The sequence below is a fragment of the Ruegeria sp. AM9 genome, assembly GCF_056540565.1.
This window is the reverse complement of sequence record NZ_JBQFWY010000004.1, coordinates 122,176-143,673: the sequence shown is the minus strand read 5'-3', so window position 1 is coordinate 143,673 and position 21,498 is coordinate 122,176. Positions and strand designations below refer to the sequence as shown.

Annotated in this window: 24 protein-coding genes; 6 read left to right on the top strand and 18 right to left on the bottom strand. The window is 61.2% G+C overall.

Features of this window, described 5'->3' with window-relative positions:
- Position 1 precedes the first annotated feature (1 nt).
- From tilS to ybgC, 8 genes are all read right to left on the bottom strand, one after another.
- Complete coding sequence (gene tilS, locus ACR0DO_RS10035) at positions 2-1,255, bottom strand: tRNA lysidine(34) synthetase TilS (protein WP_480558386.1); 1,254 nt, start codon at positions 1,253-1,255, stop codon at positions 2-4.
- The gene (gene ybgF, locus ACR0DO_RS10030) at positions 1,252-2,076 is read right to left on the bottom strand and encodes a tol-pal system protein YbgF (RefSeq protein WP_480558384.1); all 825 of its coding nucleotides are present in this window, start codon (positions 2,074-2,076) and stop codon (positions 1,252-1,254) included. Before ybgF ends, tilS begins: the two co-directional genes overlap by 4 nt.
- 4 nt (positions 2,077-2,080) lie before the next feature.
- On the bottom strand, positions 2,081-2,590 hold the full coding sequence (gene pal / locus ACR0DO_RS10025) for a peptidoglycan-associated lipoprotein Pal (protein WP_480558382.1): 510 nt from the start codon (positions 2,588-2,590) through the stop codon (positions 2,081-2,083).
- A gap of 88 nt (positions 2,591-2,678) precedes the next feature.
- Entirely contained in the window at positions 2,679-3,998 is a 1,320-nt protein-coding gene (gene tolB / locus ACR0DO_RS10020; RefSeq protein WP_480558380.1) for a Tol-Pal system beta propeller repeat protein TolB, read from the bottom strand.
- Positions 3,995-5,092: an energy transducer TonB gene (locus tag ACR0DO_RS10015; RefSeq protein WP_480558378.1), complete on the bottom strand. Its 1,098-nt coding sequence runs from the start codon at positions 5,090-5,092 to the stop codon at positions 3,995-3,997. Before ACR0DO_RS10015 ends, tolB begins: the two co-directional genes overlap by 4 nt.
- 9 nt (positions 5,093-5,101) lie before the next feature.
- Complete coding sequence (tolR, locus tag ACR0DO_RS10010) at positions 5,102-5,578, bottom strand: protein TolR (RefSeq protein ID WP_170445416.1); 477 nt, start codon at positions 5,576-5,578, stop codon at positions 5,102-5,104.
- 1 nt (position 5,579) lies between these two features.
- Positions 5,580-6,275, bottom strand: coding sequence for a protein TolQ (gene tolQ, locus ACR0DO_RS10005; protein WP_170445419.1), 696 nt, complete (start codon positions 6,273-6,275; stop codon positions 5,580-5,582).
- Between the two features lie 107 nt (positions 6,276-6,382).
- The gene (gene ybgC, locus ACR0DO_RS10000) at positions 6,383-6,790 is read right to left on the bottom strand and encodes a tol-pal system-associated acyl-CoA thioesterase (RefSeq protein WP_480558376.1); all 408 of its coding nucleotides are present in this window, start codon (positions 6,788-6,790) and stop codon (positions 6,383-6,385) included.
- Positions 6,791-6,986: 196 nt separating this feature from the next.
- On the opposite strand from ybgC, the gene ACR0DO_RS09995 reads away from it, so the two are divergent.
- The gene (locus tag ACR0DO_RS09995; RefSeq protein ID WP_480558374.1) at positions 6,987-8,693 is read left to right on the top strand and encodes a SulP family inorganic anion transporter; all 1,707 of its coding nucleotides are present in this window, start codon (positions 6,987-6,989) and stop codon (positions 8,691-8,693) included.
- A 3-nt stretch (positions 8,694-8,696) separates the two neighbouring features.
- Here ACR0DO_RS09995 and ACR0DO_RS09990 read toward each other — a convergent pair whose 3' ends face one another.
- The 4 genes from ACR0DO_RS09990 to ruvC all read right to left on the bottom strand — a co-directional run bounded on the left by ACR0DO_RS09990 (position 8,697) and on the right by ruvC (position 11,579).
- The gene (locus ACR0DO_RS09990; RefSeq protein ID WP_480558372.1) at positions 8,697-9,320 is read right to left on the bottom strand and encodes a hypothetical protein; all 624 of its coding nucleotides are present in this window, start codon (positions 9,318-9,320) and stop codon (positions 8,697-8,699) included.
- Positions 9,321-9,383: 63 nt separating this feature from the next.
- Entirely contained in the window at positions 9,384-10,403 is a 1,020-nt protein-coding gene (gene ruvB, locus ACR0DO_RS09985) for a Holliday junction branch migration DNA helicase RuvB (protein ID WP_480558370.1), read from the bottom strand.
- A 4-nt stretch (positions 10,404-10,407) separates the two neighbouring features.
- The gene (gene ruvA, locus ACR0DO_RS09980; RefSeq protein WP_480558368.1) at positions 10,408-11,085 is read right to left on the bottom strand and encodes a Holliday junction branch migration protein RuvA; all 678 of its coding nucleotides are present in this window, start codon (positions 11,083-11,085) and stop codon (positions 10,408-10,410) included.
- On the bottom strand, positions 11,082-11,579 hold the full coding sequence (ruvC, locus tag ACR0DO_RS09975; RefSeq protein ID WP_170445436.1) for a crossover junction endodeoxyribonuclease RuvC: 498 nt from the start codon (positions 11,577-11,579) through the stop codon (positions 11,082-11,084). The genes ruvA and ruvC overlap by 4 nt, the downstream gene beginning before the upstream one ends.
- 334 nt (positions 11,580-11,913) lie before the next feature.
- On the opposite strand from ruvC, the gene ACR0DO_RS09970 reads away from it, so the two are divergent.
- Complete coding sequence (locus ACR0DO_RS09970) at positions 11,914-12,126, top strand: DUF1127 domain-containing protein (protein ID WP_170445439.1); 213 nt, start codon at positions 11,914-11,916, stop codon at positions 12,124-12,126.
- Positions 12,127-12,227: 101 nt separating this feature from the next.
- On the opposite strand, the gene ACR0DO_RS09965 is transcribed toward ACR0DO_RS09970, so the two are convergent.
- From ACR0DO_RS09965 to ACR0DO_RS09950, 4 genes are all read right to left on the bottom strand, one after another.
- The gene (locus tag ACR0DO_RS09965) at positions 12,228-12,572 is read right to left on the bottom strand and encodes a hypothetical protein (protein WP_170445444.1); all 345 of its coding nucleotides are present in this window, start codon (positions 12,570-12,572) and stop codon (positions 12,228-12,230) included.
- A gap of 97 nt (positions 12,573-12,669) precedes the next feature.
- Entirely contained in the window at positions 12,670-13,548 is an 879-nt protein-coding gene (locus ACR0DO_RS09960; RefSeq protein WP_170445446.1) for a 50S ribosomal protein L11 methyltransferase, read from the bottom strand.
- Between the two features lie 66 nt (positions 13,549-13,614).
- Positions 13,615-14,847 (bottom strand): MFS transporter, encoded by a 1,233-nt coding sequence (locus ACR0DO_RS09955; protein ID WP_480558365.1) that lies wholly within the window; start codon positions 14,845-14,847, stop codon positions 13,615-13,617.
- A 79-nt stretch (positions 14,848-14,926) separates the two neighbouring features.
- Positions 14,927-17,152: a primosomal protein N' gene (locus ACR0DO_RS09950; RefSeq protein WP_480558363.1), complete on the bottom strand. Its 2,226-nt coding sequence runs from the start codon at positions 17,150-17,152 to the stop codon at positions 14,927-14,929.
- Positions 17,153-17,211: 59 nt separating this feature from the next.
- On the opposite strand from ACR0DO_RS09950, the gene fsa reads away from it, so the two are divergent.
- The 4 genes from fsa (at position 17,212) to ACR0DO_RS09930 (ending at position 20,483) form a co-directional block, all read left to right on the top strand.
- Positions 17,212-17,865 (top strand): fructose-6-phosphate aldolase, encoded by a 654-nt coding sequence (gene fsa / locus ACR0DO_RS09945; protein WP_152457215.1) that lies wholly within the window; start codon positions 17,212-17,214, stop codon positions 17,863-17,865.
- A gap of 196 nt (positions 17,866-18,061) precedes the next feature.
- The gene (locus tag ACR0DO_RS09940; RefSeq protein WP_480558361.1) at positions 18,062-18,769 is read left to right on the top strand and encodes a DUF484 family protein; all 708 of its coding nucleotides are present in this window, start codon (positions 18,062-18,064) and stop codon (positions 18,767-18,769) included.
- The gene (locus ACR0DO_RS09935; RefSeq protein ID WP_480558359.1) at positions 18,766-19,686 is read left to right on the top strand and encodes a tyrosine recombinase XerC; all 921 of its coding nucleotides are present in this window, start codon (positions 18,766-18,768) and stop codon (positions 19,684-19,686) included. Before ACR0DO_RS09940 ends, ACR0DO_RS09935 begins: the two co-directional genes overlap by 4 nt.
- Positions 19,687-19,769: 83 nt before the next feature.
- Entirely contained in the window at positions 19,770-20,483 is a 714-nt protein-coding gene (locus tag ACR0DO_RS09930) for a CDP-alcohol phosphatidyltransferase family protein (RefSeq protein WP_480558357.1), read from the top strand.
- Here the strand turns inward: ACR0DO_RS09930 and ACR0DO_RS09925 are convergent.
- Positions 20,468-20,935, bottom strand: a complete 468-nt coding sequence (locus tag ACR0DO_RS09925; protein ID WP_170672302.1) for a hypothetical protein — start codon at positions 20,933-20,935, stop codon at positions 20,468-20,470. The genes ACR0DO_RS09930 and ACR0DO_RS09925 overlap by 16 nt on opposite strands.
- Positions 20,936-21,011: 76 nt before the next feature.
- Complete coding sequence (locus ACR0DO_RS09920; protein ID WP_480558355.1) at positions 21,012-21,467, bottom strand: methylated-DNA--[protein]-cysteine S-methyltransferase; 456 nt, start codon at positions 21,465-21,467, stop codon at positions 21,012-21,014.
- Positions 21,468-21,498 lie beyond the last annotated feature (31 nt).

Sequence of the window (21,498 nt, the reverse complement as noted above, 5' to 3'; positions counted from 1 at the left end):
TTCAATGCGATAAAAGAGAAGAGTAAAACTCGGGTCTGTGCGAGGCGAATTCAGCCGACCAACCGTTTGAATAATCGGCCAGAGGTGCTGCCAGCAGGCTTTCCCCGCTCCAAACCGCGGGCGAAGACAAGAGCGCCTGGCGCGGTTTACCCAAGGCGCGCCACTCGGGCACCTGCGGCAAACCGGCCTCTCCCAGTGCGCGGACCTCGGCGTCTGCAGTCAGCGGCCCGGTCAAAACCCAGCGGTCATCCCAGACCTCCTGCGGGTTGGCGGTTTCCGTTGCCACCGCGTTTAGCTCTCTGCAAAACCACATTTTATCCTGATGCGGGATCAGAAGGCAGCCCGCCAGGGTCAGCGTCTGCCCTGCGCCAACAGCAGTAACTGCCTGATCAACGGCCGCCCCGCGCGGCGGGTAGCCCTGCCCCGCAATCCAGCCAATGATGCCGACGACCAGCCGCCTTTGGATTTCCACAGGAAGCAGTCCAAAACCGTTACGGTCGATACAGACATCCCCGCCGTCCACTTTCGCGAACTTTCGCGCGGATTCCTGCGTATAAAGCGCCAGCGCCTCACGCGCTTGTGCAAGATTTTCAGCGACCCGGGCCAGAGATTGTGCCGAAATCCCAAGCGCCCCAAGCCCCGTCAGTGCCTCGCGCGCCTTGATCCGATCGAATTTCTGATCGTGATTCGAGGGATCTTCGATCCATCCTTCACCAAGGTCCGACAAGTAATCCCGCAAGCTTTGGCGCGTGACCCCCAGCATCGGACGCAACAGAGTGACTTCGTTCTGATCCCGCGCATAAGGCATACCTGAAAGACCACGGACCCCTGCCGCCCGGCCCAGCCGCATCAGCACCGTTTCGGCCTGATCATCTGCGGTATGGCCCAGAGCAATCGCCGGGATGTCATTGCGTCGCGCCCAGTCGGTCAACAACCGGTATCGCGCCTGCCGCGCCTGATCCTGCAAGTTTCCCGCACCATCCCAGCCCTGCCACAGCAGCGTTTCGTGGGGGATGCCCAGACGCGCGGCCAGTTCGGCCACCTGATCGGCCTCGGCGGCCGCTTCGGGGCGTAGGCCGTGATTCACCGTCGCGGCAAACAGCCGGATTGGTTCGGTTTGTGCAATTTCGTGCAGCAGACGCAGCAAAGCCACCGAATCTCCGCCGCCCGAGACGGCAACACCCAAACGCGGCGGCAACCGGTCAGGCAGCCGCGCGCGGAGTTCGGATCGGAGCGTGTCGGCCTGCTTGGTCAAGAACAGCCCAGCGACGCCATTTCCTGCGTGGCGGCGGATGCGGTGGCCGAGGCCGGAAAGCGCACGCCAACCTCGGACAGGGTGATGCAGGCCTGATCGGTCTGGCCAAGACGCCCAAGTGCGGCCCCCAGTTCGAACAGGGCTTCGGGCGCGAATGCGCCTTCGGAATCACCGGTGAAGCTGGCCAGGAACGCCCGAGCCGCCTCACGCGTGTCACCCAGACCTTCCAGCGCCTGCCCGCGTTTCAGGTTAGCCTCGGGCGCAAGGGGGCTGCCGGGGTATGAGGTTTCGAATTGCGCAAACTGATCGGCGGCGGCCTGAAAGTTGCCCTCGGCCAGAGCCAGCGCAGCGGCATCGAAATCTGCCTGTTCACCTACCGCCAATTCTCCCTGTTCGATCACCGGAGGCGTCGTTGGTGTTGCAGTTGCTGCTGCGGTGATCTGCGTATCTCCGCCAAGGGTCGAGGTTTCACCCAATGTGCTCAGATCACCACCTTCCAGCTCAACCAGACGGAATTCCAGATCGCCGATCCGGTTGGTGCCATCAGTCACAATGTTCTGCACCCGCTGATTCAACTGTTCGGTCTGCCGGGTCAGACGTTGCAATTCAGCCTCGATGGCGTCCACCCGTTCCAAAACGGAACTGCCGGACAGGTTCGGGGCCGGAGAGCCGGTGGTCGAAAACTCGCGCTTCAGGCGCTGAACTTCCACATGCAGCACCGTCAGTTCCTGCCGGATATCCGCCAGAGTCTGCTGATCCTGCGCTTGTGCCATACCCGCGGTCGCAACAACCGCGGCCAGAACCCATCCTGCAACTTTCATCGTCTTACCCCAAGGTTGAACCGGTCAGCACCGTCACCGCGCGGCGGTTCTTGGAATAGCAATCCTCGGTGCTGCAAATCTCGATCGGGCGTTCCTTGCCATAGCTGACAGTGGTCAGACGGTTGCCCGCCACACCGCGCGAAATCAGAAACTCGCGCGCGGCATTGGCCCGGCGTGCGCCCAGAGCGAGGTTGTATTCGCGTGTGCCCTGCTCATCCGCATGGCCTTCGATAGTGGCCACATAATCCGGGTTCGCCATCAGCCAATCGGCCTGCCCTTGCAGAATCTGCTGCGCCTGCGGTGTCAAAGTCGACTGGTCCACCGAGAACAACACCCGGTCGCCGATGGTTTGCTCGAAATAGGCCGGCGAGCGCGGATCGCTGGGCGAGCCCGGTGCGATTGCGCCATTCGCGCCGTTGCCGAAACCACCACCCAGCGCGGACGGATCATTGTTGGTACAAGCGGCCATCACGCTCAGCGTGCCCAAGGCCAGGATTTTGCCCAATACGTTCATTTCAAGTGCCTCGTTGTTTTATCGGTTTATTGCCGTCTCTGTAGCACAGTGCAGGTTTTTTGTGAACTTTTCCAAGCCCCTGCCCCGATCAATTCTGCAATGGGCCCCATGACGGGTCACTGCCGCCATCCGGGGTGCGCACAGGGCGCAGGTTCCGCCCCGAGATATCCACCGAATACAAGCTGGCCCGGCCGCTGGCCCCCTGCGTTTCGCGGGTGAACATGATGACCCGGCCGTTGGGCGACCAAGTGGGGCCTTCGTCCAGGAAAGACGAGGTCAGCAGACGTTCCTCACTGCCATCGGTGCGCATGACACCGATATGGAACCGGCCCTTGTTCTGTTTGGTAAAGGCGATCAAATCCCCGCGCGGCGACCAGACGGGCGTGCCGTAACGGCCTTGCCCGAAACTGATCCGGGTCGCCTCGCCGCCATTTGCGGGCATGATATACAGTTGCGGCGTACCGGAGCGGTCGCTTTCAAACACGATCTGAGAGCCATCCGGCGAATAGCTGGGCGCGGTCTCAATCGCCGGCGTGTTGGTCAGGCGCACGCTTTGGCCCGAGGCAATGTCCATCTTCCACAGATCGGTGTTGCCGCCCTGAATCAGCGAATACACAATCGACCGCCCGTCCGGCGAGAAGCGCGGCGAAAAGCTCATCGTGCCGTCCTGTGTTTTCAATTCGGTCCGGCGGACGCGGTCCACGTCCAGAACGTAAATACGCGGTTGGCCGCTTTCGTAGCTGGTATAAAGCAATCGGTCGCCCGTGGGCGAAAAGCGCGGGGCCAGAACGATGGCGGCGCTGTCGGTCAGGTACTGCACATTCGCGCCGTCGTAATCCATGATCGCCAGACGCTTCAGGCGCTGATCCTTGGGGCCACTCTCGGAAACAAACGCCACGCGACTGTCAAAATAACCGCCTTCACCAGTGATCCGGCTATAGACCTGATCGGCCACCTTATGCGCCATGCGCCGCCAGCCATCGGTGGTACCTGCAAATTGCAGACCATTGCCCAGTTCCTGACCCGAGAATACATCCCACACCCGGAACCGTACCGTCAGGCGGTTGCCCGAGACGTTCACTGCACCGGTCACCAGCGCCTCGGCATTGATGGCTTTCCAGTCGGCGAACTGGACCGGGGCCTCGAAACTGCTGACCCGGCTGATGAAAGCCTCGGGTGCGATTTCGCGGAACAGCCCAGTGCCCGTCAGATCGGCCGCAACGACCCGAGAGATGTCGTTGGCGTATTGCGTCGCCGCAGGGCCATCTGGCACGAAGTTCGGCACGGCAAAGGGCAAGGGCTCGATGATCCCCTGATCCAGTTCCAGACGCAGCGGTCCGCTCTGGGCATGTACCGGTGCCGCCAAAATCGTCAGGCCAAGCAACAGGCTGGTCAGAAATCTCATCATTTGATCCGCATCCTCTCGGGATTGAATGTAATCTCAATATCCCGCCATTGGTCGTATTTGTCAGCAGGCAGGGTGTATCCTTTGGCGCCACAGCGCAAAATTGCTCGTCTGGCGGCTTCATAGGCTTGTTTCGCTGACGCCGCTGTGCCGCCAGAGCTGTCGATCATGCGCAGGCTGCCGCCGACGATCTTGCCGTCCTGGGTCAGCGAAAACCCAACAACCACAACAGTTTGCAATGCGTCCGTGGACAAGGAACCCACGTTCCAGCACTTAGACACGGCCAGACGCATGGCGTCTTTCTCTCCGCTGGTCAGCGGCGGGCCAGAGGGCTCGCTGCCCTGCCCCAATGCCTCGGCCAGGGCATCGTCGATTGCAGTGTCGTCCTGCGCAGGCTCGGGCGGCGTCGGGTCCCGCTCTTCGGCCACTTCGGGCTGTGCAGGAGGAGCAGGCCGGTTCGGCCGCACCCGCGGTCGCGGAGAGGTGCGCGGGGCGTTGTCCTTGGTCTCTTCCGCCTCGGTCACGATCTCATCGGTCGCCTCTTCCGGGGCGGTCTGATCCTGCTGTTCCTCTTGGGTTTCGGCCCCTTCATCCAACGACACGGCGGGAGTCTCCACCTCGTCCGGCTGCGCCTCGGGCGGTGGCGGCGCGATGGGTTCCGGTGCCACCTTGTCGGCGGGGCGCGGCTGCGCCTCGGGACCCGGAGGCACCGGCAGCACTTCGGTCACGGGCTCGGGCTGTTCCAGCGTCGGGGGTTCCTCAACCACTTCGGGTTCGGGCGGTTCCTCGACCGGATCGGGCACCGGGTCGGGCTCTGGTTCCGGGGGTGCCACGACCTCGGGCGGGGTCAGTTCCTCTTCCACCGGCGCGGGTGGGATCACCTCTTCCTCGGGTGCTTCAGGTGGTTGCAAGGCGGCGGGGGTCGGCACCTCGGGGGCGGCGCGCTGCGCGGTCATCGCTGCAAATTGCTCACCCGTGACCACCGACACCTCCTGCACCGGAATCGGCAGGGGTTCGGACCGGAATGTTCCGCCGAAAAAAGCCCATCCAATCAAAACGACGTGGGCAATTGCCGAGATCTTGGTGCCGGTATCCACCGTGCGGCCTCACTCTCCGCCTTCTTCCAGCGTCGGGCCACCGGTGTCTGTCACCAGGCCCACATTGGAAAACCCACCTGCGTTCAACGCGCCCATGATCTGCATCACCTGCGCGTAAGGGATCGCCCCGTCGGCCCGCAGGAACACGCGGTCGCTGCTGCGTTCTGACGCAATCGCGCGCAATTTGCCAATCAACTCTTCACGCACGACATCCGTAGTCTGAATCTGCACCCGGCCATCTGCGGTCAACGTCACGGTCAGCGGTTCCTCGTTGTCGCCGGGCAAGGCGCTGGCCGCCGTTTTCGGCAAATCCACCGGCACTCCTACGGTCAGCAGCGGGGCCGCCACCATGAAAATGATCAGCAACACCAGCATGACGTCCACAAATGGGGTCACGTTGATCTCGGCCATCGGCTGTGCGCGGCCGCGGCGCCGCCCGCGTCTGCGTCCATTCCCGCCGCCGTTTTGCTGAACTGCCGCGCCCATGTCAGCTGTCCAGCTGCCGCGACAGGATGGTGGCGAATTCGTCGGCAAAGGCCTCGTAGCCGTTGACGATCCGGTCGCTATCCGCGCTGAGTTTGTTGTAGAAAATCACCGCCGGGATTGCTGCCAGCAGGCCCAGACCTGTGGCCAGCAGCGCCTCCGCAATACCGGGGGCCACAACGGCGAGGTTGGTATTCTGCTGTTCGGCAATCTCGATGAATGCGTTCATGATGCCCCAGACGGTGCCGAACAGGCCGATAAAGGGCGCGGTCGAACCGACAGTTGCCAGAATGGACAGGCCCTTTTGCAGCCCCTCGGCCTCTTTCGCGATCGCCACGTCCATCGAGCGGTCGATCCGCGCCGTAGCCCCGGCGATCAGCCCGCCATCGGTGCGATGCGACCGTCGCCATTCGATCATCCCGGCCGCAAAGATTTTTTCCGAACTGCCATCGGGCTGAGTGCCAATCTGTTCGAACAGCTCATCCAGAGGGTTCCCGGACCAGAAGCTTTCGTCAAACCCCTGTGCCTCACGACGGGCACCGCGATAATTGATCAGTTTCTGAATGATGATCGCCCAGGACCAGATCGATGCGCCAACCAGCATCAGCATCACCAGTTTGACGATAAATGTCGCGCGGGCATACAGCCCCCACATGGAGAAATCGATCTCCTGCGCCAGCGCCAGCGTTTCAGCTTCCATGAACCTGCTCTTTTTTGCCTGATGGCCGTTGGTTTGGCCTTGTTTTGTCAAACGCTAACCCAGATGGTCCTGAAAAGCCAACAGAACCACCCCAGTGCCGCAATTTGTTACAACAATGCGCGAATCTCTGCCGGAAGCCGCACCGGTTTACCCCGAGCGTTCATGCAAACTGCGGTGACGGTGGCGCGAAAAACCTCGGTTTCGCCCCGCTTTATCAACTGCCCCATGGTAAGCCGCACGCCCGAGCGGGACAGGAATTGGGTTTCGATGGTCAGTTCATCGTCGAACTTCGCCGTCGCCAGATAATCCGCCTCGATCCGCCGAATGACCCAGACAACCCCGTCGTCGCGCATGGCGTTCTGGTCGTTGCCCAGACGACGCACATAATCCGAGCGGGCACGTTCGATGTATTTCAAATAATTCGCGTGATAGACCACACCGCCCATGTCGGTGTCTTCATAAAAAACCCGGACCCGGTAGATATGCGTGTCTTGCGCTTGGGTGCTTTCAGCCATGGTCACACATCCGGTCATTCAATCCGCTTTAAACATCTGGCTCGGGGCGAGCCTCCCTCAACAGATGCACCCCCGTCAGCGGTCGTGCAATCCCTGCGGGACTACAAATTTCGGCTTACACGGTCCTCGGTATCGAAATCCCGTCCTTTGCCGACTAACCTGCGAAAATTGAGATATGAACATAACAGGTGATTGAATGGCAGGATCGCACGGAAAGAAGGGCAGATTTCCGCTTCCCATCCTGCAGGGCATCCTGCCGATCCACCGCTCGGCCCTGCCAGCCGAGGTTCTGGCCGGGCTGACATTCGCCTGCCTCGCGATCCCCGAGGTCATGGGCTACACCAAGATCGCTGGCACTCCGGTCGTGACTGGGCTGTATACGATCCTGATCCCGATGGCTTTGTTTGCCCTGTTCGGATCATCGCGGCATTTGGTGGTGGGGGCGGATTCCGCCACAGCAGCGATCACGGCATCGGCGCTGGCAGGTATGGCGGTCTCGGGGTCGTCCGAGTATCTGGCGCTGGCCTCGCTGCTGGCACTGATGGCGGCCGTGCTGTTGATTGCAGCCCGTCTTGTCGGCCTGGGGTTTCTGGCGGATTTCCTGTCACGCACGGTACTGGTCGGATTTCTGACAGGCGTGGGCATACAGGTGGCCAGCGGCGAAATCCCCGGAATGCTGGGGATCGAAGGCGGAGGTCACGGAACCCTCGCCAAGCTCGGGGATGTCGCACGGCACTACGCCCAAACACATTGGCCAACGGTCGCCGTATCCGCTGCAGTGCTGGCAGTTGTCATCGGGTGCAAACGGCTGTCCCCCAAGCTTCCCGGCCCGCTATTCGCCATACTGGGCGTCATTCTGTGCAGTTGGGCGTTTCAGTTCAGTGCATCCGGCATTGGCGTTCTGGGCACGGTTCCCGGCGGTCTGCCCGCCCTGTCGATCCCGGACATGGATTGGAGCTGGCCGCTGTTCAAACAGCTCTTGCCTACGGCATTGTCCATCTTTGTGGTGATCCTGGCGCAAAGCGCAGCCACCTCGCGCGCCTACGCGGCACGCTACGATGACAAGTTCAGTGAAAACACCGATCTTGTTGGCCTCGGGCTGGCCAATCTGGGCGCGGCCTTTACCGGAACCTTCGTGGTCAACGGCAGCCCCACCAAGACCGAGATGGTGGCCAGCGCCGGTGGCCGCAGCCAGATCGCGCAACTGACGACAGTTGCAATTGTCCTTGTTGTGATCCTGTTTCTGACCGGCCCTCTGGCGTTTCTGCCGAACGCTGCCCTATCGGCCGTAGTGTTTCTGATCGGCGTCAAGCTGATCGACCTCAAAGGCCTTGCTGCCATATACAGGCAGGCCCGGTCCGAGTTCTGGATTGCAATCACCACCGCCGCCGTGGTGGTTCTGGTTGGCGTCGAGCAAGGGATTATCTTTGCAATGGTCCTGTCGCTGATCGATCACACGCGCCGGGGCTACCGGCCCAAGAATGCAGTGATCGTCAAAAGCGATGATGGCGGCTGGCGGTCGAAACCCATCACTGCCCCAAACCATTTTGAGCCGGGCCTTGTGATCTATCGTTTTTCCCACAGCCTATACTACGCCAACACCCAACGCTTGTCGGATGAAGTCACGGCCATCGTCAACCAATCCGACCCGCCGCTGCGCTGGTTCTGCATCGATGCCTCTGCTGTCGATGATATCGACTTCACCGCTGGCTATACGCTGCGCAGCCTCCACGACCTGCTCAAGTCCAAAAACATCAAGCTGGTTTTTCTGCTGGTCGAACCCAATGTCCGTAAAGAGCTTGATCGCTACGGGATCACGGATCTGGTTGGGGACGACGCCTACTTCGAATCAGGGAACGCCCTGATCAGAGCGTTTCATACTCGGGGCAAACCGCCCTCCTGACCCTTATTGCGGCGGCTGCATCCGCGCGAACAGCCGCAAAACATGAGACGCGTCCTGTGCCGCCCCCGGCAGAACCGGATCATAGGCCGCCCGGATCAGCTCGGCGATGTCGGGGCGCAGGACTGTTGTATCTCCGGCCACTGCCAAAGGGGACTGGGATCGAAAGGCGGTATCCGACCACAGCAAAATGGTCTGCACAACCTGGCTGAGCGCCAATGCCTCAGCAGGCACCTTGGACATCTCTTTGTCCATCCGCAGAAAAACAAAGGCGGCACGGATCGCGCCATCTTCCTCGAACCGGAAGATGCGATACTGGTTGGCGTCTGCCGAAACCAACCGCTCGACCAGAGGCGCAAGATCAGGGATCAACCGATCCAGATCCGGAACCTCCAGCAACTCCTGCCAGTCGCGGAAGAAAAAGATCATGCAATTGGCACCAAGCTCCGGGTCGGTCTCGGCCATCTTGTGCCCGGCCAGCGCCACCACGGCCTCGAACGCCCCCTTGACGGTGGCCAGCGTTTCATCCTGAACACCAAAGACGATGGGCACGATGGGCCGCCCCCAGCGGGCAAACAGAAACTCGCCACTTTCGCGGGTGAACAACGTCTGGATGTCTTCGGGGGTCACGCCCAATCCTTCATCTTTTCGAAAATACTCTCGCCGAAGGCATAAAATCTCTTTGACCCGGCTTCAACCAAACAGATCGCTTTGCCCTCTGGGTGCGGCCATCCCCAAATGCGTCCATGCCTTTTGGGCCAGCATTCGACCGCGCGGCGTGCGCTGGATCAGACCCTGTTGCAACAGATACGGCTCAATCACTTCTTCCAGCGAATCCCGGCTTTCCGAAAGGGCCGCGGACAAGGTCTCAATCCCCACCGGCCCACCTGCGTAGTTCTCGGCAATCAGCTTCAGATATCGCCGGTCCGCGCCATCCAAACCCAGGTTATCGACACCCAGCCGGGTCAAAGCCCCGTCTGCCAGTTCGCGGGTAATCCGCCCATCGCCTTCGACAATGGCGAAATCCACCACACGCCGCAGCAGCCGCCCGGCGATCCGCGGCGTCCCACGCGAGCGGCGGGCGATCTCACGCGCGCCGTCGTCATCGGCTGGCGCACCCAGCTTGCGAGCGTTGCGGGTGACGATCTCATGCAACTCATCGACCGTGTAGAACTGCAGCCGTGTTGGAATACCGAACCGGTCGCGCAAGGGCGTCGTCAACAGACCCATCCGCGTGGTTGCTCCGACCAGAGTAAAGGGCTGTAGCTCAATCCGAACCGTGCGCGCGGCGGGGCCTTCGCCAATCACCAGATCCAGTTCAAAATCCTCCATCGCCGGGTACAGCACCTCTTCTACCGCCGGGTTCAGACGGTGAATCTCGTCGATGAACAATACATCCCGCGATTCCAGATTGGTCAGGATCGCCGCCAGATCACCTGCCTTGGCCAGCACCGGCCCCGAGGTCATGCGGAAATTCACCCCCAGTTCGCGCGCCATGATCTGTGCCAGTGTCGTCTTGCCCAGACCCGGAGGCCCGTGGAACAGCGTGTGATCCATCGCCTCGCCTCGTTGCCGGGCGGATTGGATGAACACGCGCAAGTTTGCGCGGGCCTCGGCCTGACCGATAAATTCGTCCAGCCCCTGAGGGCGCAGGGCGCGGTCATTGTCCTCGGGCAGAGGGTCCGGGCGCAGGGTGGGATCGGCATCTACCATTCAGTCACCCTTTCGGTGCAAGCAATTTCAGCGCCGCGCGGATCAGGTCGGCCTCACCGGCATCCGGCAAGCTGGCCGCTGCTTCGGCTACGGCAGAGGCGGCGTCGGAAGGTCCATAGCCCAGATTGGACAGGGCCGACAATGCACCCGCCGAGGCCGCCGCCGATCCCAAGGCCGGTTTCGCTGCCCGTTTCGTAGCCGGTGCAGGTACGGCGGATTCGACAACCTCCAAGGCGGGTCCGTCCATCGCCTCGGTCACAGTTCCGCCCATTGCCATGACACCCGGCGCCTTGTCCTTGAGGTCCAGCACGATCCGCTGCGCCGTCTTCGGCCCCACGCCCTTGGCCGCCTTAACCGCGCCCCAGTCGCCCAAGGCAATCGCCCGGCTGACCCCATCCGGCCCCAGCGCTGACAAAATGGCAAGCGAGACCTTGGCTCCGACACCCTGAACCGAGCACAAAAGGCGATGCCATTCCTTCTCGACCAGAGACAGGAACCCATAAAGCTGCATCAGGTCTTCACGCACGACCATGTCGGTATAGATCGAGACCGCCTCTCCCACGCCCGGCAAAGCCGCCATGGTGCGGTCCGAGCAATAGACGATGTACCCAACCCCGCGCACGTCGATCAGCACGTGATCCGCCGCGCGATAATCCAGCCGTCCTGTCAGTTTTCCAATCATGCCCGTACCTCTTTCATCCGCGCATGCGGTGCTGTGCCGTAATACGAGTGACAGATGGCAATCGCCAGAGCATCCGCCGCATCCGCGCCTTTGGGCTGACAGCCCGGCAATTGCAGTTTGACCATGTGCAGAACCTGCTCTTTCTCGGCGTGACCAACACCCACGACGGTTTTCTTGACCCGGTTGGGCGCGTATTCCCCCACCGGCAGCCCAGCCTGCGCCAGCGTCAGCAGCGCCACACCGCGGGCCTGACCCAGCTTCAGCGTACCTGCGCCATCCTTGTTGACGAAGGTCTGTTCGATGGCGGCCTGATCGGGTTGGTGTTCGGCAATGACCTCGACGATCTGATTATGCAGCGACAGCAACCGTTCGCCCAGATCGTCCCCGTCGGACTTGCATAAACCATTCGCAACATGACTCAGGCGGCTGCCATGCGATTCGATGACGCCCCATCCCAGGGTCCTGAGCCCCGGATCAATGCCCAGAATTCGCATTTTTTGCCTCAGCCTGCTCGGGTTTTTGTGATCTTTCTTACGGATTAGCACGAAGCGTGAACATTTTCCAAGCGAATTGACCCCGCGCCTGAAAACGACACGCCTGTCTCAGGGGCGACAAAACGGCCTGTTTGCGACTGCGGAAAGTCCGAATTCGACACGCTTTCTTACCGCCTAATGGCCTATAAATTAAAGGTTTTTAAGGATTCAGCACCCTTGCAAAAAACGCATAGGACACATGCAAATTCCGCACTTGCGCGACCAGATCGACGGAACTAGATGCCGCGTATATCGGATGATCAAAAGTTAAACACTAACCAGAAGGAAACAGGATATGGCTGCACTGGACACCACTCGCACCACCACTGGCTCGTTCGGCCTCGTCGGCCGTATCGGCGAAACTTTCGCATCGGTCGTGAACGCCGTTGTCGAATGGAACGACGCCCGCGTGACACGCAACGTGCTGAGCGGTCTGACAGATCGCGAACTGGAAGATATCGGTATGTGCCGCGGTGATATTGACGTCGTGGCAGAAGGTCGTCGCTAAGAGACAACCACCACTCACTCGCCCCACTCCCCTATGGGGCACACAAAGAACGCCGCGCATCTCATGATGATGTGCGGCGTTTTTCGTCAAAGCTGATCGGTTCAGTGAAGGAAGCCGCTGATCTGGGCCGCCAGATACTCGGACACCGGGTCGACTTGCATGACCCATGCGCCGGCTTTTTCAACAGATGTCCCCTGCGCCAGACTGTCGACGCGATACTGATAGGCCGAAGCCCCCAAGCTTGTTAGCAAAAAGACCTTGAACGCGAACAGGCCCAAAAAACACCCCACAAGTGCCTTGACCGGAAGCGCAGATTTGACCCGCTGCGGCCTCATGACCACAAGGCCATCCTTACGCATCGTGGCGCGATAGCCCCGGCTTAGCTTGGCGTGTTTCTTGTTCAGGCGATGAACGCGCTGATCGAATTCCAGTTGTTTTCCCGTCATGGCAGCCTCCAAAAACCGCCCCCGTAACCACGTTATGACGGTAGTTACAGATTGCGACAAAAAAGAGGCAAGAATCTACGGAACTCCTGCAAATGGTCTAATTTAGGCCTTTTTTGCACAAAATTAGCGTAGTCCATTCACCAATTTCATCTCTTTTGGTCAGATTGAACCCGTTTTGTAAATAAACCGAGACCACGTCATCGGCCTGTTCATTGAGGATTCCCGACAGGATCGCATATCCACCACCCCGCAGATTCGCCGCAATTTCGGGGGACAAGGCGACCAGCGGGCCTTTGAGAATATTGGCAAAAATCAGATCGTAGGGGGCGTGCGACTGCAGGTCGGGGTGGTCGAAACCGGCGGCCTCGACGCAATCCACCTGCCCCGACATGCCATTGGCCTTGAGGTTGGCTTCGGCCACATCCACCGCGACCTGATCGATGTCACTGGCGATGATATCGCCGTCCCAAACCCGCGCCGCTGCCATCGCCAGAACCGCGGTGCCGCAGCCGATATCGGCCACTTTGGTCGCTGCAAACCCGTCGTTCAGAAGGTGATCCAGCGCCTTGAGGCAGCCCAGCGTGGTGCCGTGGTGACCGGTGCCAAAGGCCATTGCGGCCTCGATCAGCAGGGGGATGCGCCCCTCGGGCAGCTTGTCGGCATCGTGGCTGCCATAGACAAAGAAGCGGCCAGCCTCGACCGGGGCCAGTTCACGGCGCACATGGGCAACCCAGTCGGTTTCGGGCAGTTCCGAGACCACAAAGGGTTTTGCCTCGAACGCGGCGGCCAGAACAGCCAGAGCGGTTTCGTCAGGCGCTTCGGTGAAATAGCCGCCGACCTCCCACAGGCCCGAGCCATCCTCGACCTCGAACACGCCAACGCCGGTGGGCTCCGGGTCCAGTCGCTCCATCGCTTCGCCCAGACCTTCGGCAGCTTTCTTGCCGGTCAGAGTGGTAAGCGCGGTGAATGTGGGCATGGGGGCCTCCTGTCTCAGTTGAGACAGCGCCTAGGGCGTGGGCCCGCCAAGGTCAAGCATTTGCGCCTATTCGGCGAGGGCCGGGGCGTATTTCGACAGGATGGTTTCATTGCCGGGCTCGGGGTGGCGCGGGATCAGCAGCGACAGGGCCAGTGACACCAACGCCATGGCAGCGGCCAATCCAAAGACTGCACCGGGCGACACGACCCAAAGCAGCCCCAGCAGCGCAGGCAGGAACACGGCTGCAATGTGGTTGATGGTAAAGGCCACCGCAGCCGTCGGCGCGATATCCGCCGGGTCGGCGATCTTCTGAAAATAGGTCTTCAACGCCAGCGCCAGAGCAAACAGCACGTGGTCGATCACATAAAGGATCGCTGCCAGCAGCACACCCCAGCCGAACCAATAGATGCCGCCATATGCGGCAAAGACGATGGCCAGCCCCGTGTATTCGAAAATCAGCGTGCGCCGCTCACCAAACATCGACACCGCTTTACCCAGCATCGGGGCTGCGGCCATGTTGATCACGAGGTTGATCAGATAGAGGCTGGTCAATTCGTGCACTTCAAAGCCGAATTTCTCGACCATCATGAAGCCTGCAAAGACAACGAAAATCTGCCGCCGTGCGCCAGCCATGAATTGTAGTGCATAGTACAGCCAGTACCGTTTGCGCAGGATCAGCTTTTTGGTCTGGGGCGTGGGCGCATTGAATTGCGGATAGGCCAGCAGACAGAACAGCGCCAGCAGGGCGGTTACCCCACCCGCAGCCATGAACACGAAGTCGTAGGACAGATCGAGCCGGTCCCAGGTCAGCACGATCAGGCCATAGACCACCGCCGTGGCCGCCGAGCCCATAGCAACCAGCCAGCCCAGCACCTGCGGCGCGCGATCCTTGGGCAGCCATTGCAATTGCAGAGACTGGTTCACCGTTTCGTAATAGTGAAAGCCAATCGAACTGAACAGCGTCACGAACAGCAGCCCGCCCAGGCTTGGGAACCATGCGGTCACCGCCGTCGCCACGCCCAACATCATCAGCGAGATCATCGCCAGCACCTGTTCGCGGACGAAAATGATCACCGCAATCACGCCAACGGCCAGAAAGCCCGGGATCTCGCGCACCGTATGCAGCAACCCGATATCCGCACCGTCGAAATTGGCAACCTCGATGACGAAGTTGTTGAGCAGCGCGCTCCATGCGTTGAAGGCGATGGGCATGGTCAGCGCCATCACGAACAAGAGCGTGATTGGGCGGCGCCAGAACGGCAGGCTCTGCGCCTCGGAAAGCGGCATGGGTGTCAGCATGGGACTCCCTCTACGCCCATTTTCGCGGTTTGGCGAGGGCCAAGGACGCGATGCACACTGGCTCTGCGTTGGCGCAGGGTCAGTAAAAGTTCTGCGGGTCGATATCGACGGTCAGGCGGATATCCCCTTTTAGGCGCAGCGGAGCAATCCATCGGGAGATGGCATCCTGTATGGGCGCGCCTTTGGGGGCTTTGACCAGCAAGCGTACGCGGTGCCGCCCCCGGATACGCGCAATCGGCGCCGGAGCCGGGCCGAAAACCTGCGCCCCGATGTCACGCAGCGGTGCATCGTTTCGGGCCATTGCATTGCCGATATCAAAAACCGGCCCGACCTCTGGCCCCGACAACACGATCCCCGCCATACGCCCATAAGGCGGTACTCCGGCGGCCTGCCGCCCAGCGGCCTCTGCTTTCCAGAACCCCTCTTCATCGCCTGACAGAATGGCGCGGATCACCGGGTGTTCCGGCTGAAAGGTCTGCAACAGCGCCTGCCCTGGCTTGTCCGCCCGGCCCGCCCGGCCCGCGACCTGCCGCATCAATTGGAACGTCCGTTCTGCGGCCCGCAGGTCAGCCCCATGCAGGCTGAGATCGGCGTCGATCACCCCTACCAAGGTCAGCTTGGGAAAATTATGCCCCTTGGCAACCAGTTGCGTGCCGATGACAATATCCGCATCGCCCTCGGCAATCTCTTCGATCTTGGCCTTCAGGGCACGGGCAGAACCAAACAGATCAGAACTGAGCATCGCGATCCTGGCCTCGGGGAAAGTTGCCTCGGCCTCTTCCGCCAGCCGCTCGATCCCTGGCCCGACCGGAGCCAGTTTCCCTTCGACCCCGCAGGACGGGCAGGTGTCGGGCATCGGTTTGGTCTCACCGCATTGGTGGCACATCAGACGTTTCAGGAACCGATGCTCAACCATCCGCGCATCGCAATGATCGCAAGCGATCTGCTCGCCACAGGCCCGGCACAGCGTCACCGGCGCATAGCCGCGGCGGTTGATGAACAGCAGCGACTGTTCGCCCCGCTCGATCCGCTGCCGCACCGCCTGCCGCAGAGACGGAGAAATCCACGTTCCCGGCTGCATCTGCTCGGCCCGCATGTCGATGGGCTTCATCTCGGGCAGCACCGCCGCCCCAAAGCGTGATGTCAGGTCCAGCCGTTCATACTTACCGGCCTCGGCATTGGCCCAGCTTTCCAGCGAGGGCGTGGCGCTGGCCAGAATCACCCGCGCGCCGCAGATGGCAGAGCGCAGCACCCCCATGTCCCGCGCGCTATAGTGCACCCCGTCTTCCTGTTTGTAAGAGGTGTCGTGTTCCTCATCGACCACCACCAGCCCCAGATTGCGGAACGGAAGGAACAACGCGGACCGCGCGCCCACGACCAGCTGCGCGTCGCCCTGCCCGACCATCCGCCAGACCCGGCGGCGCTCGGTCATGGTCGCGCCCGAATGCCATTCAGCCGGACGCGCACCGAACCGCGCCTCGACCCGGGTCAGGAATTCTGCCGTCAGCGCGATCTCGGGCAGCAAGACCAGCGCCTGCCGTCCCATACGCAGGGCTTCGGCCACCGCCTCAAGATAAACCTCGGTCTTGCCCGAACCCGTCACCCCTTTCAGCAGCGTCGTGCCATAGTCGCCCGTCCGCTGCCCGGCCTGCAGCCGGATCACTGCAGCGGCCTGATCGTCGGTCAGGTCCTTTCCCGGCAAATCCGGGTCCAGATGCGGATAGGGCAGATCGCGCGGGCTGTCCTCTTCCCGCACAGCGCCCTGTTTCACCAGACCTTTGACCACCGAGGACGTCACGCCCGCCTGCTCGGCCAGCTCTTTTAGCGTAAACGCCAATCCGCCATATTCACGCAGAACCTCCAGCACACGGGTCCGCGCGTCGGTCATCCGATCCGGCTGATCATCACCAAGGCGGTAAATCTTGCGCATCGACGGCGGGTCCCCCAGCCCCGGCGCGCGGGTCGCCAGCCGCAGCATCGCAGGCATCGGCGTCAGCGTGTAATCGGCGACACGACCCAGAAACAACCGCATCTCCTCGCGCATCGGCGCGACCTCAAGCACCCGGATCACCGACCGTGCCTTGGCCAGATCAAAACCGCCTTGCCCCGGCCCCCAGACCACGCCCAGAACCTTGCGCGGCCCCAACGGCACCTCGACAAACGCGCCCAAAAAACACCCACCTTCGGGCGCCTTGTAGTCCAGCGTCCGGTCCAACGGCTGGGTGGTCAGCACGGCCACCAGCGCGCCTTGGTCGAAATACTCCTGAATGCTCACCGCATATCCTTGGGTCGGGGGTTTCAGCATGGGTCTCTTTGAGGTAAAGGCATCCGCAACCAAGGCCAACCCATCAAAGGACTGCCCTCATGAAATTCTTCGTAGACACAGCCGAGATCGACGCCATCGCCGAACTGAACGATCTGGGCATGGTGGACGGCGTCACCACCAACCCCTCGCTGATCCTGAAATCGGGCCGTGACATTCTGGAAGTCACCAAGGAAATCTGTGATCTGGTCGACGGTCCCGTATCCGCCGAAGTCGTCGCAACCGAAGCCGACGACATGATCGCCGAAGGCCGCAAGCTGGCCAAGATTGCCCCGAACATCGCCGTGAAGGTTCCGCTGACATGGGCAGGCCTGAAAACCTGCAAAACCCTCAGCGACGAAGGCCAGATGGTCAACGTGACCCTGTGCTTCTCGACCAATCAGGCGATTCTGGCTGCGAAAGCGGGGGCCACATTCATCTCGCCCTTTATCGGTCGTTTGGACGACATCAACCTCGACGGCATGGACCTGATCGCCGATATCCGTCAGGTCTATGACAATTACGGGTTCGAAACCGAAATCCTCGCCGCCTCGATCCGCACCGTGAACCACGTGACCGACAGCGCCCGCATCGGTGCCGACGTGATCACCGCCCCGCCCGCCGTGATCAAGAAACTGGCCGATCACCCCCTGACCGACAAAGGCCTTGAAACCTTCCTGGCCGACTGGGCCAAGACCGGTCAGAAAATCCTCTGATACTGTGCGCGACCGCGCGGCGCCGTCAGGCGCCGCGCCCGGCCCAACTGCAAAACCTGATCTTGGATCAGGATGTTGCAGGCGGGAGCCATTCCGACACACCCCCACATGAAATCCACTTTTGCCTGCATTTTTCCCAAGGCAATTCCCGTGTCTCGTGTTATAAGCTGCTCAACAAAAAAAGACCGGACGGGACATGAGCAGCAACACCAAACTCAAGGATAATCTCCGCGCCGCGATTCTGGCCGAACCGGACGCTGTGCTGGACGACAAGGATCTGATGCAGGCGCTGGTAGCCGCCAACGAACAGGCGCGCGGCGACAATGTCATAGACCTGCGCGGCATCGCCATGCAACGGCTCGAGGCGCGGCTGGACCGGCTCGAGGACACGCATCGCTCGGTCATCGCTGCGGCCTATGAAAACCTCGCAGGCACCAATCAGGTGCATCGTGCCATTCTCCGCCTGCTGGAGCCGGTGGAATTCGAGGATTTTCTGCGCACGCTCGGTGATGAAATTGCCGATATCCTGCGGGTGGACTACATCACCCTGGTGCTGGAAACCACTGTCCGGCAGGAAGACCCTGCCATCGAAAAGCTGGGTGGAGTGCTGACCGTGGTCGAACCGGGGGCTGTCGATGCCTACCTCCGTCAGGATCGCGGCGGTCCGGCCCGGCAAGTTGTCCTGCGCCCGATTGCACAGGCCAACCCCCGAATTTTCGGCGCCAAGGCCAACCAGTTCCGCTCGGAAGCATGTCTGAGTCTGAATTTGGGTGAAGGCCGCCTGCCCGGCATGATCGTCATGGGGGCCAAGGACGCCAACCACTTCACCCCGCAACTGGGCACTGACCTGCTGTCCTTCTTCGCTGGCGTGTTCGAACGCTCGATGCGCCACTGGCTGTCGTGAGCCTGATCTCCCCAGCCTGCCGCGATGCGCTACAGCATTGGCTGGACAGTCTGGGGGCATTGGCCGGACGGTCCGAGAACACGAAAACCGCCTATGGCGGGGATGTCACCGATTTCCTCTCTTTCATGACCCTGCATCATAGCGAACGCCAGGGACTGGCGGCTTTGGCCCGGATCACCGTGTCCGACATGCGCGCGTGGATGGCGGATCAGCGGGCCTCGGGCGTCGGCGCGCGGTCGCTGGCGCGCAAACTCTCGGCGGTCAAAAGCTTCTACCGCTGGCTGTCCGAGCGTGAGGGGTTCGAACCCACAGCCGTGCTGTCGATCCGCGCGCCCAAGTTCACCAAGAAACTGCCCCGCCCGCTGGCCGAAGACGCCGCTCGCGCCATGATCGAAACGGTCGAACTGCAATCGACCAACGATTGGGTCTCGGCCCGTGATGTGGCCGTGGTCACACTGCTTTACGGCTGCGGGTTGCGCATCTCTGAGGCCCTGTCCCTGACCGGTGCCGACGCCCCCCTGCCCGAAACCCTGCGAGTCGTCGGCAAAGGCAACAAAGAGCGGATCGTTCCCGTCCTGCCCGCCGCCCGCGCGGCCGTGGATCGTTATCTGCAGCTGTGCCCGCACCCGCAAGACAACGACAAGGCCCTGTTCCGCGGCGTGCGCGGCGGCCCGCTGAACCCGCGGGCCATTCAGGAGGTGATGGCCAAGGCGCGAATGCAGCTCGGCCTGCCCGCGACAGCCACGCCGCACGCTTTGCGACACAGCTTTGCCACTCATCTTCTGTCCGCCGGCGGCGACCTGCGCGCCATTCAGGAGCTGCTGGGGCACGCATCGCTCTCGACCACTCAAACCTATACGGCGGTCGATACGGCGCGATTGATGGAAATCTACAACCGCACCCACCCCAAAGCGTGATGTCTTCGCATCGCGACGTCGGGCAATCCCATTAACCCGGCTTTTGGTTTGCATCTGGCGAACGCATCGGTCATGACACCTGCATGACCCTCAGATTCAAAGCGCTTTTCGTCCATTTGTTCACCGCCACCGGCGCCGTTTTCGCCATGCTGGCCATGCTGGCCGCCGTCGAAGAAAAATGGAGCCTGATGTATCTGTGGCTGGTGGTCTCGTTCATTGTGGATGGTATCGACGGCCCTCTGGCCCGGCACTACCAGGTGAAAAAGAACGCACCCGAGTTCGATGGCGTGCTGCTGGATCTGATCATCGACTATCTGACCTATGTGTTCATCCCGGCTTTTGCATTGTTCAAATCCGGGCTTATGGACGGCTGGACCGGTTGGTTCGCGATCATCGTCATCACCTTTGCAAGTGCGATGTATTTTGCCGATACGCGCATGAAAACAAAGGATAACTCCTTTTCCGGCTTCCCCGGCTGCTGGAACATGTTCGTGATCGTGATTTTCGCGCTAGAGCCCAATTTCTGGATCATCCTGCTGCTGGTGTCGCTGCTGTCACTGGCGATGTTCCTGCCGCTGAAATTCATCCACCCCGTCCGAACCGAGCGCTGGCGCGCCGTATCGCTGCCCATAGCCTTTGCCTGGACCTTCTTTGCCGGATGGGCCGCTTGGGTCGATTTCCACCCCGAAAGCTGGGCGCATTGGGGCCTAGTGATCACCAGCCTCTATCTGGTGTCGGCGGGAATTGCACAGCAGATCATACCGCAGCGCAAAAGCGCGGATTACAGGACTTCCTGAACCTCGAACTCGGTGCCGTTATGGGTGAAGATGTCACCCTCTTGCAGGCCGACCATGGCCAGATAGATCGGGCTTTGGGTTGAGATCCCCATATAGGTCTTGCCGTCCACATCAAACCGCGTGGTCGAGACGCAGACCACAAATCGGCGATTGTTGAACTTGACCACCGCACCGGGCTGCACCGTGTCGGTCAAACCGAAATCGGTGTTTTCAATCACGTCGATCTTGGCGTGATGGGCGTGGACCGGCGCATCAAAGGCCGCCGCCAGATCCGCATTCTCGCGCGAGGCGGCAATGTCGTCCTTGTCGTGCCCTTCCCGGTCATCCAGCTGGGAATCCTTCAGGAAGGCGTCGTAATGCGCCTGGGCGGTTGCCAGTTCCTGCTCTTCCAGCGACATCAGTCGGTCAATGATGGCCTTCTTGCGGGCGGCCGGGTCTGTTTGGGCGGTCATGCAATGCGGTCCTTTGAATTCTCTGTCTGATACAAGTTGGGCTTCAAGCAACCGGATTGCAATAGAATTCCGCGCCTCAGATCAGCAGACCCGCTGCCCGTTCATGGCGCAGCAGGGCAACCTTGGTCTCGATCCCGCCGTCCCCGGAAAAACCGCCCAGACCGTTGGCCGCCAGCACCCGGTGACAGGGGATGATGACCGGAATCGGGTTGGCGCCGCAGGCTTGCCCCACAGGCTGAGCGGGTTGCCCAAGCTCTTTGGCGATATCGCCATAGGTGCGGGTTTCGCCCAAGGGAATGGCATACATCAGATCACAGACCTGTTGTTGAAACGCGGACCCGACAACGTGATACGGCAGGTCAAATCGATCCAGGCGACCCTGATCATAAGCTGTCAGTTGCGCGGCAGCCTCTTGCAGCAGAGGCGTCTCAGGCCCTTCGTCCCGGCCATTCCAGACAAGACGTGTGATGGCTCCGTCGGTTTCTTCGACACCAAGGCGGCCAAACTGGGTTTCAACGGCGATCATCGGCATGAGGGCAACGTTTCAGATCGCCGCTCCCTAC

Excerpts from the sequence above, each read along its gene's own strand:
- ACR0DO_RS09920 (WP_480558355.1), bottom strand. The coding sequence starts at position 21,467 with ATGCCGATGATCGCCGTTGAAACCCAGTTTGGCCGCCTTGGTGTCGAA.
- ybgC (WP_480558376.1), bottom strand. The coding sequence starts at position 6,790 with ATGGCTGAAAGCACCCAAGCGCAAGACACGCATATCTACCGGGTCCGG.
- ACR0DO_RS09930 (WP_480558357.1), top strand. The coding sequence starts at position 19,770 with ATGACCCTCAGATTCAAAGCGCTTTTCGTCCATTTGTTCACCGCCACC.
- ACR0DO_RS09940 (WP_480558361.1), top strand. The coding sequence starts at position 18,062 with ATGAGCAGCAACACCAAACTCAAGGATAATCTCCGCGCCGCGATTCTG.
- tolR (WP_170445416.1), bottom strand. The coding sequence starts at position 5,578 with ATGGGCGCGGCAGTTCAGCAAAACGGCGGCGGGAATGGACGCAGACGC.
- pal (WP_480558382.1), bottom strand. The coding sequence starts at position 2,590 with ATGAACGTATTGGGCAAAATCCTGGCCTTGGGCACGCTGAGCGTGATG.
- ruvB (WP_480558370.1), bottom strand. The coding sequence starts at position 10,403 with ATGGTAGATGCCGATCCCACCCTGCGCCCGGACCCTCTGCCCGAGGAC.
- ybgF (WP_480558384.1), bottom strand. The coding sequence starts at position 2,076 with ATGAAAGTTGCAGGATGGGTTCTGGCCGCGGTTGTTGCGACCGCGGGT.
- tolB (WP_480558380.1), bottom strand. The coding sequence starts at position 3,998 with ATGATGAGATTTCTGACCAGCCTGTTGCTTGGCCTGACGATTTTGGCG.
- ACR0DO_RS09925 (WP_170672302.1), bottom strand. The coding sequence starts at position 20,935 with ATGACCGCCCAAACAGACCCGGCCGCCCGCAAGAAGGCCATCATTGAC.
- ACR0DO_RS09970 (WP_170445439.1), top strand. The coding sequence starts at position 11,914 with ATGGCTGCACTGGACACCACTCGCACCACCACTGGCTCGTTCGGCCTC.
- ACR0DO_RS09955 (WP_480558365.1), bottom strand. The coding sequence starts at position 14,847 with ATGCTGACACCCATGCCGCTTTCCGAGGCGCAGAGCCTGCCGTTCTGG.
- tolQ (WP_170445419.1), bottom strand. The coding sequence starts at position 6,275 with ATGGAAGCTGAAACGCTGGCGCTGGCGCAGGAGATCGATTTCTCCATG.
- ruvC (WP_170445436.1), bottom strand. The coding sequence starts at position 11,579 with ATGCGAATTCTGGGCATTGATCCGGGGCTCAGGACCCTGGGATGGGGC.
- ACR0DO_RS09960 (WP_170445446.1), bottom strand. The coding sequence starts at position 13,548 with ATGCCCACATTCACCGCGCTTACCACTCTGACCGGCAAGAAAGCTGCC.
- ACR0DO_RS09965 (WP_170445444.1), bottom strand. The coding sequence starts at position 12,572 with ATGACGGGAAAACAACTGGAATTCGATCAGCGCGTTCATCGCCTGAAC.
- ruvA (WP_480558368.1), bottom strand. The coding sequence starts at position 11,085 with ATGATTGGAAAACTGACAGGACGGCTGGATTATCGCGCGGCGGATCAC.
- fsa (WP_152457215.1), top strand. The coding sequence starts at position 17,212 with ATGAAATTCTTCGTAGACACAGCCGAGATCGACGCCATCGCCGAACTG.
- ACR0DO_RS09950 (WP_480558363.1), bottom strand. The coding sequence starts at position 17,152 with ATGCTGAAACCCCCGACCCAAGGATATGCGGTGAGCATTCAGGAGTAT.
- ACR0DO_RS09995 (WP_480558374.1), top strand. The coding sequence starts at position 6,987 with ATGGCAGGATCGCACGGAAAGAAGGGCAGATTTCCGCTTCCCATCCTG.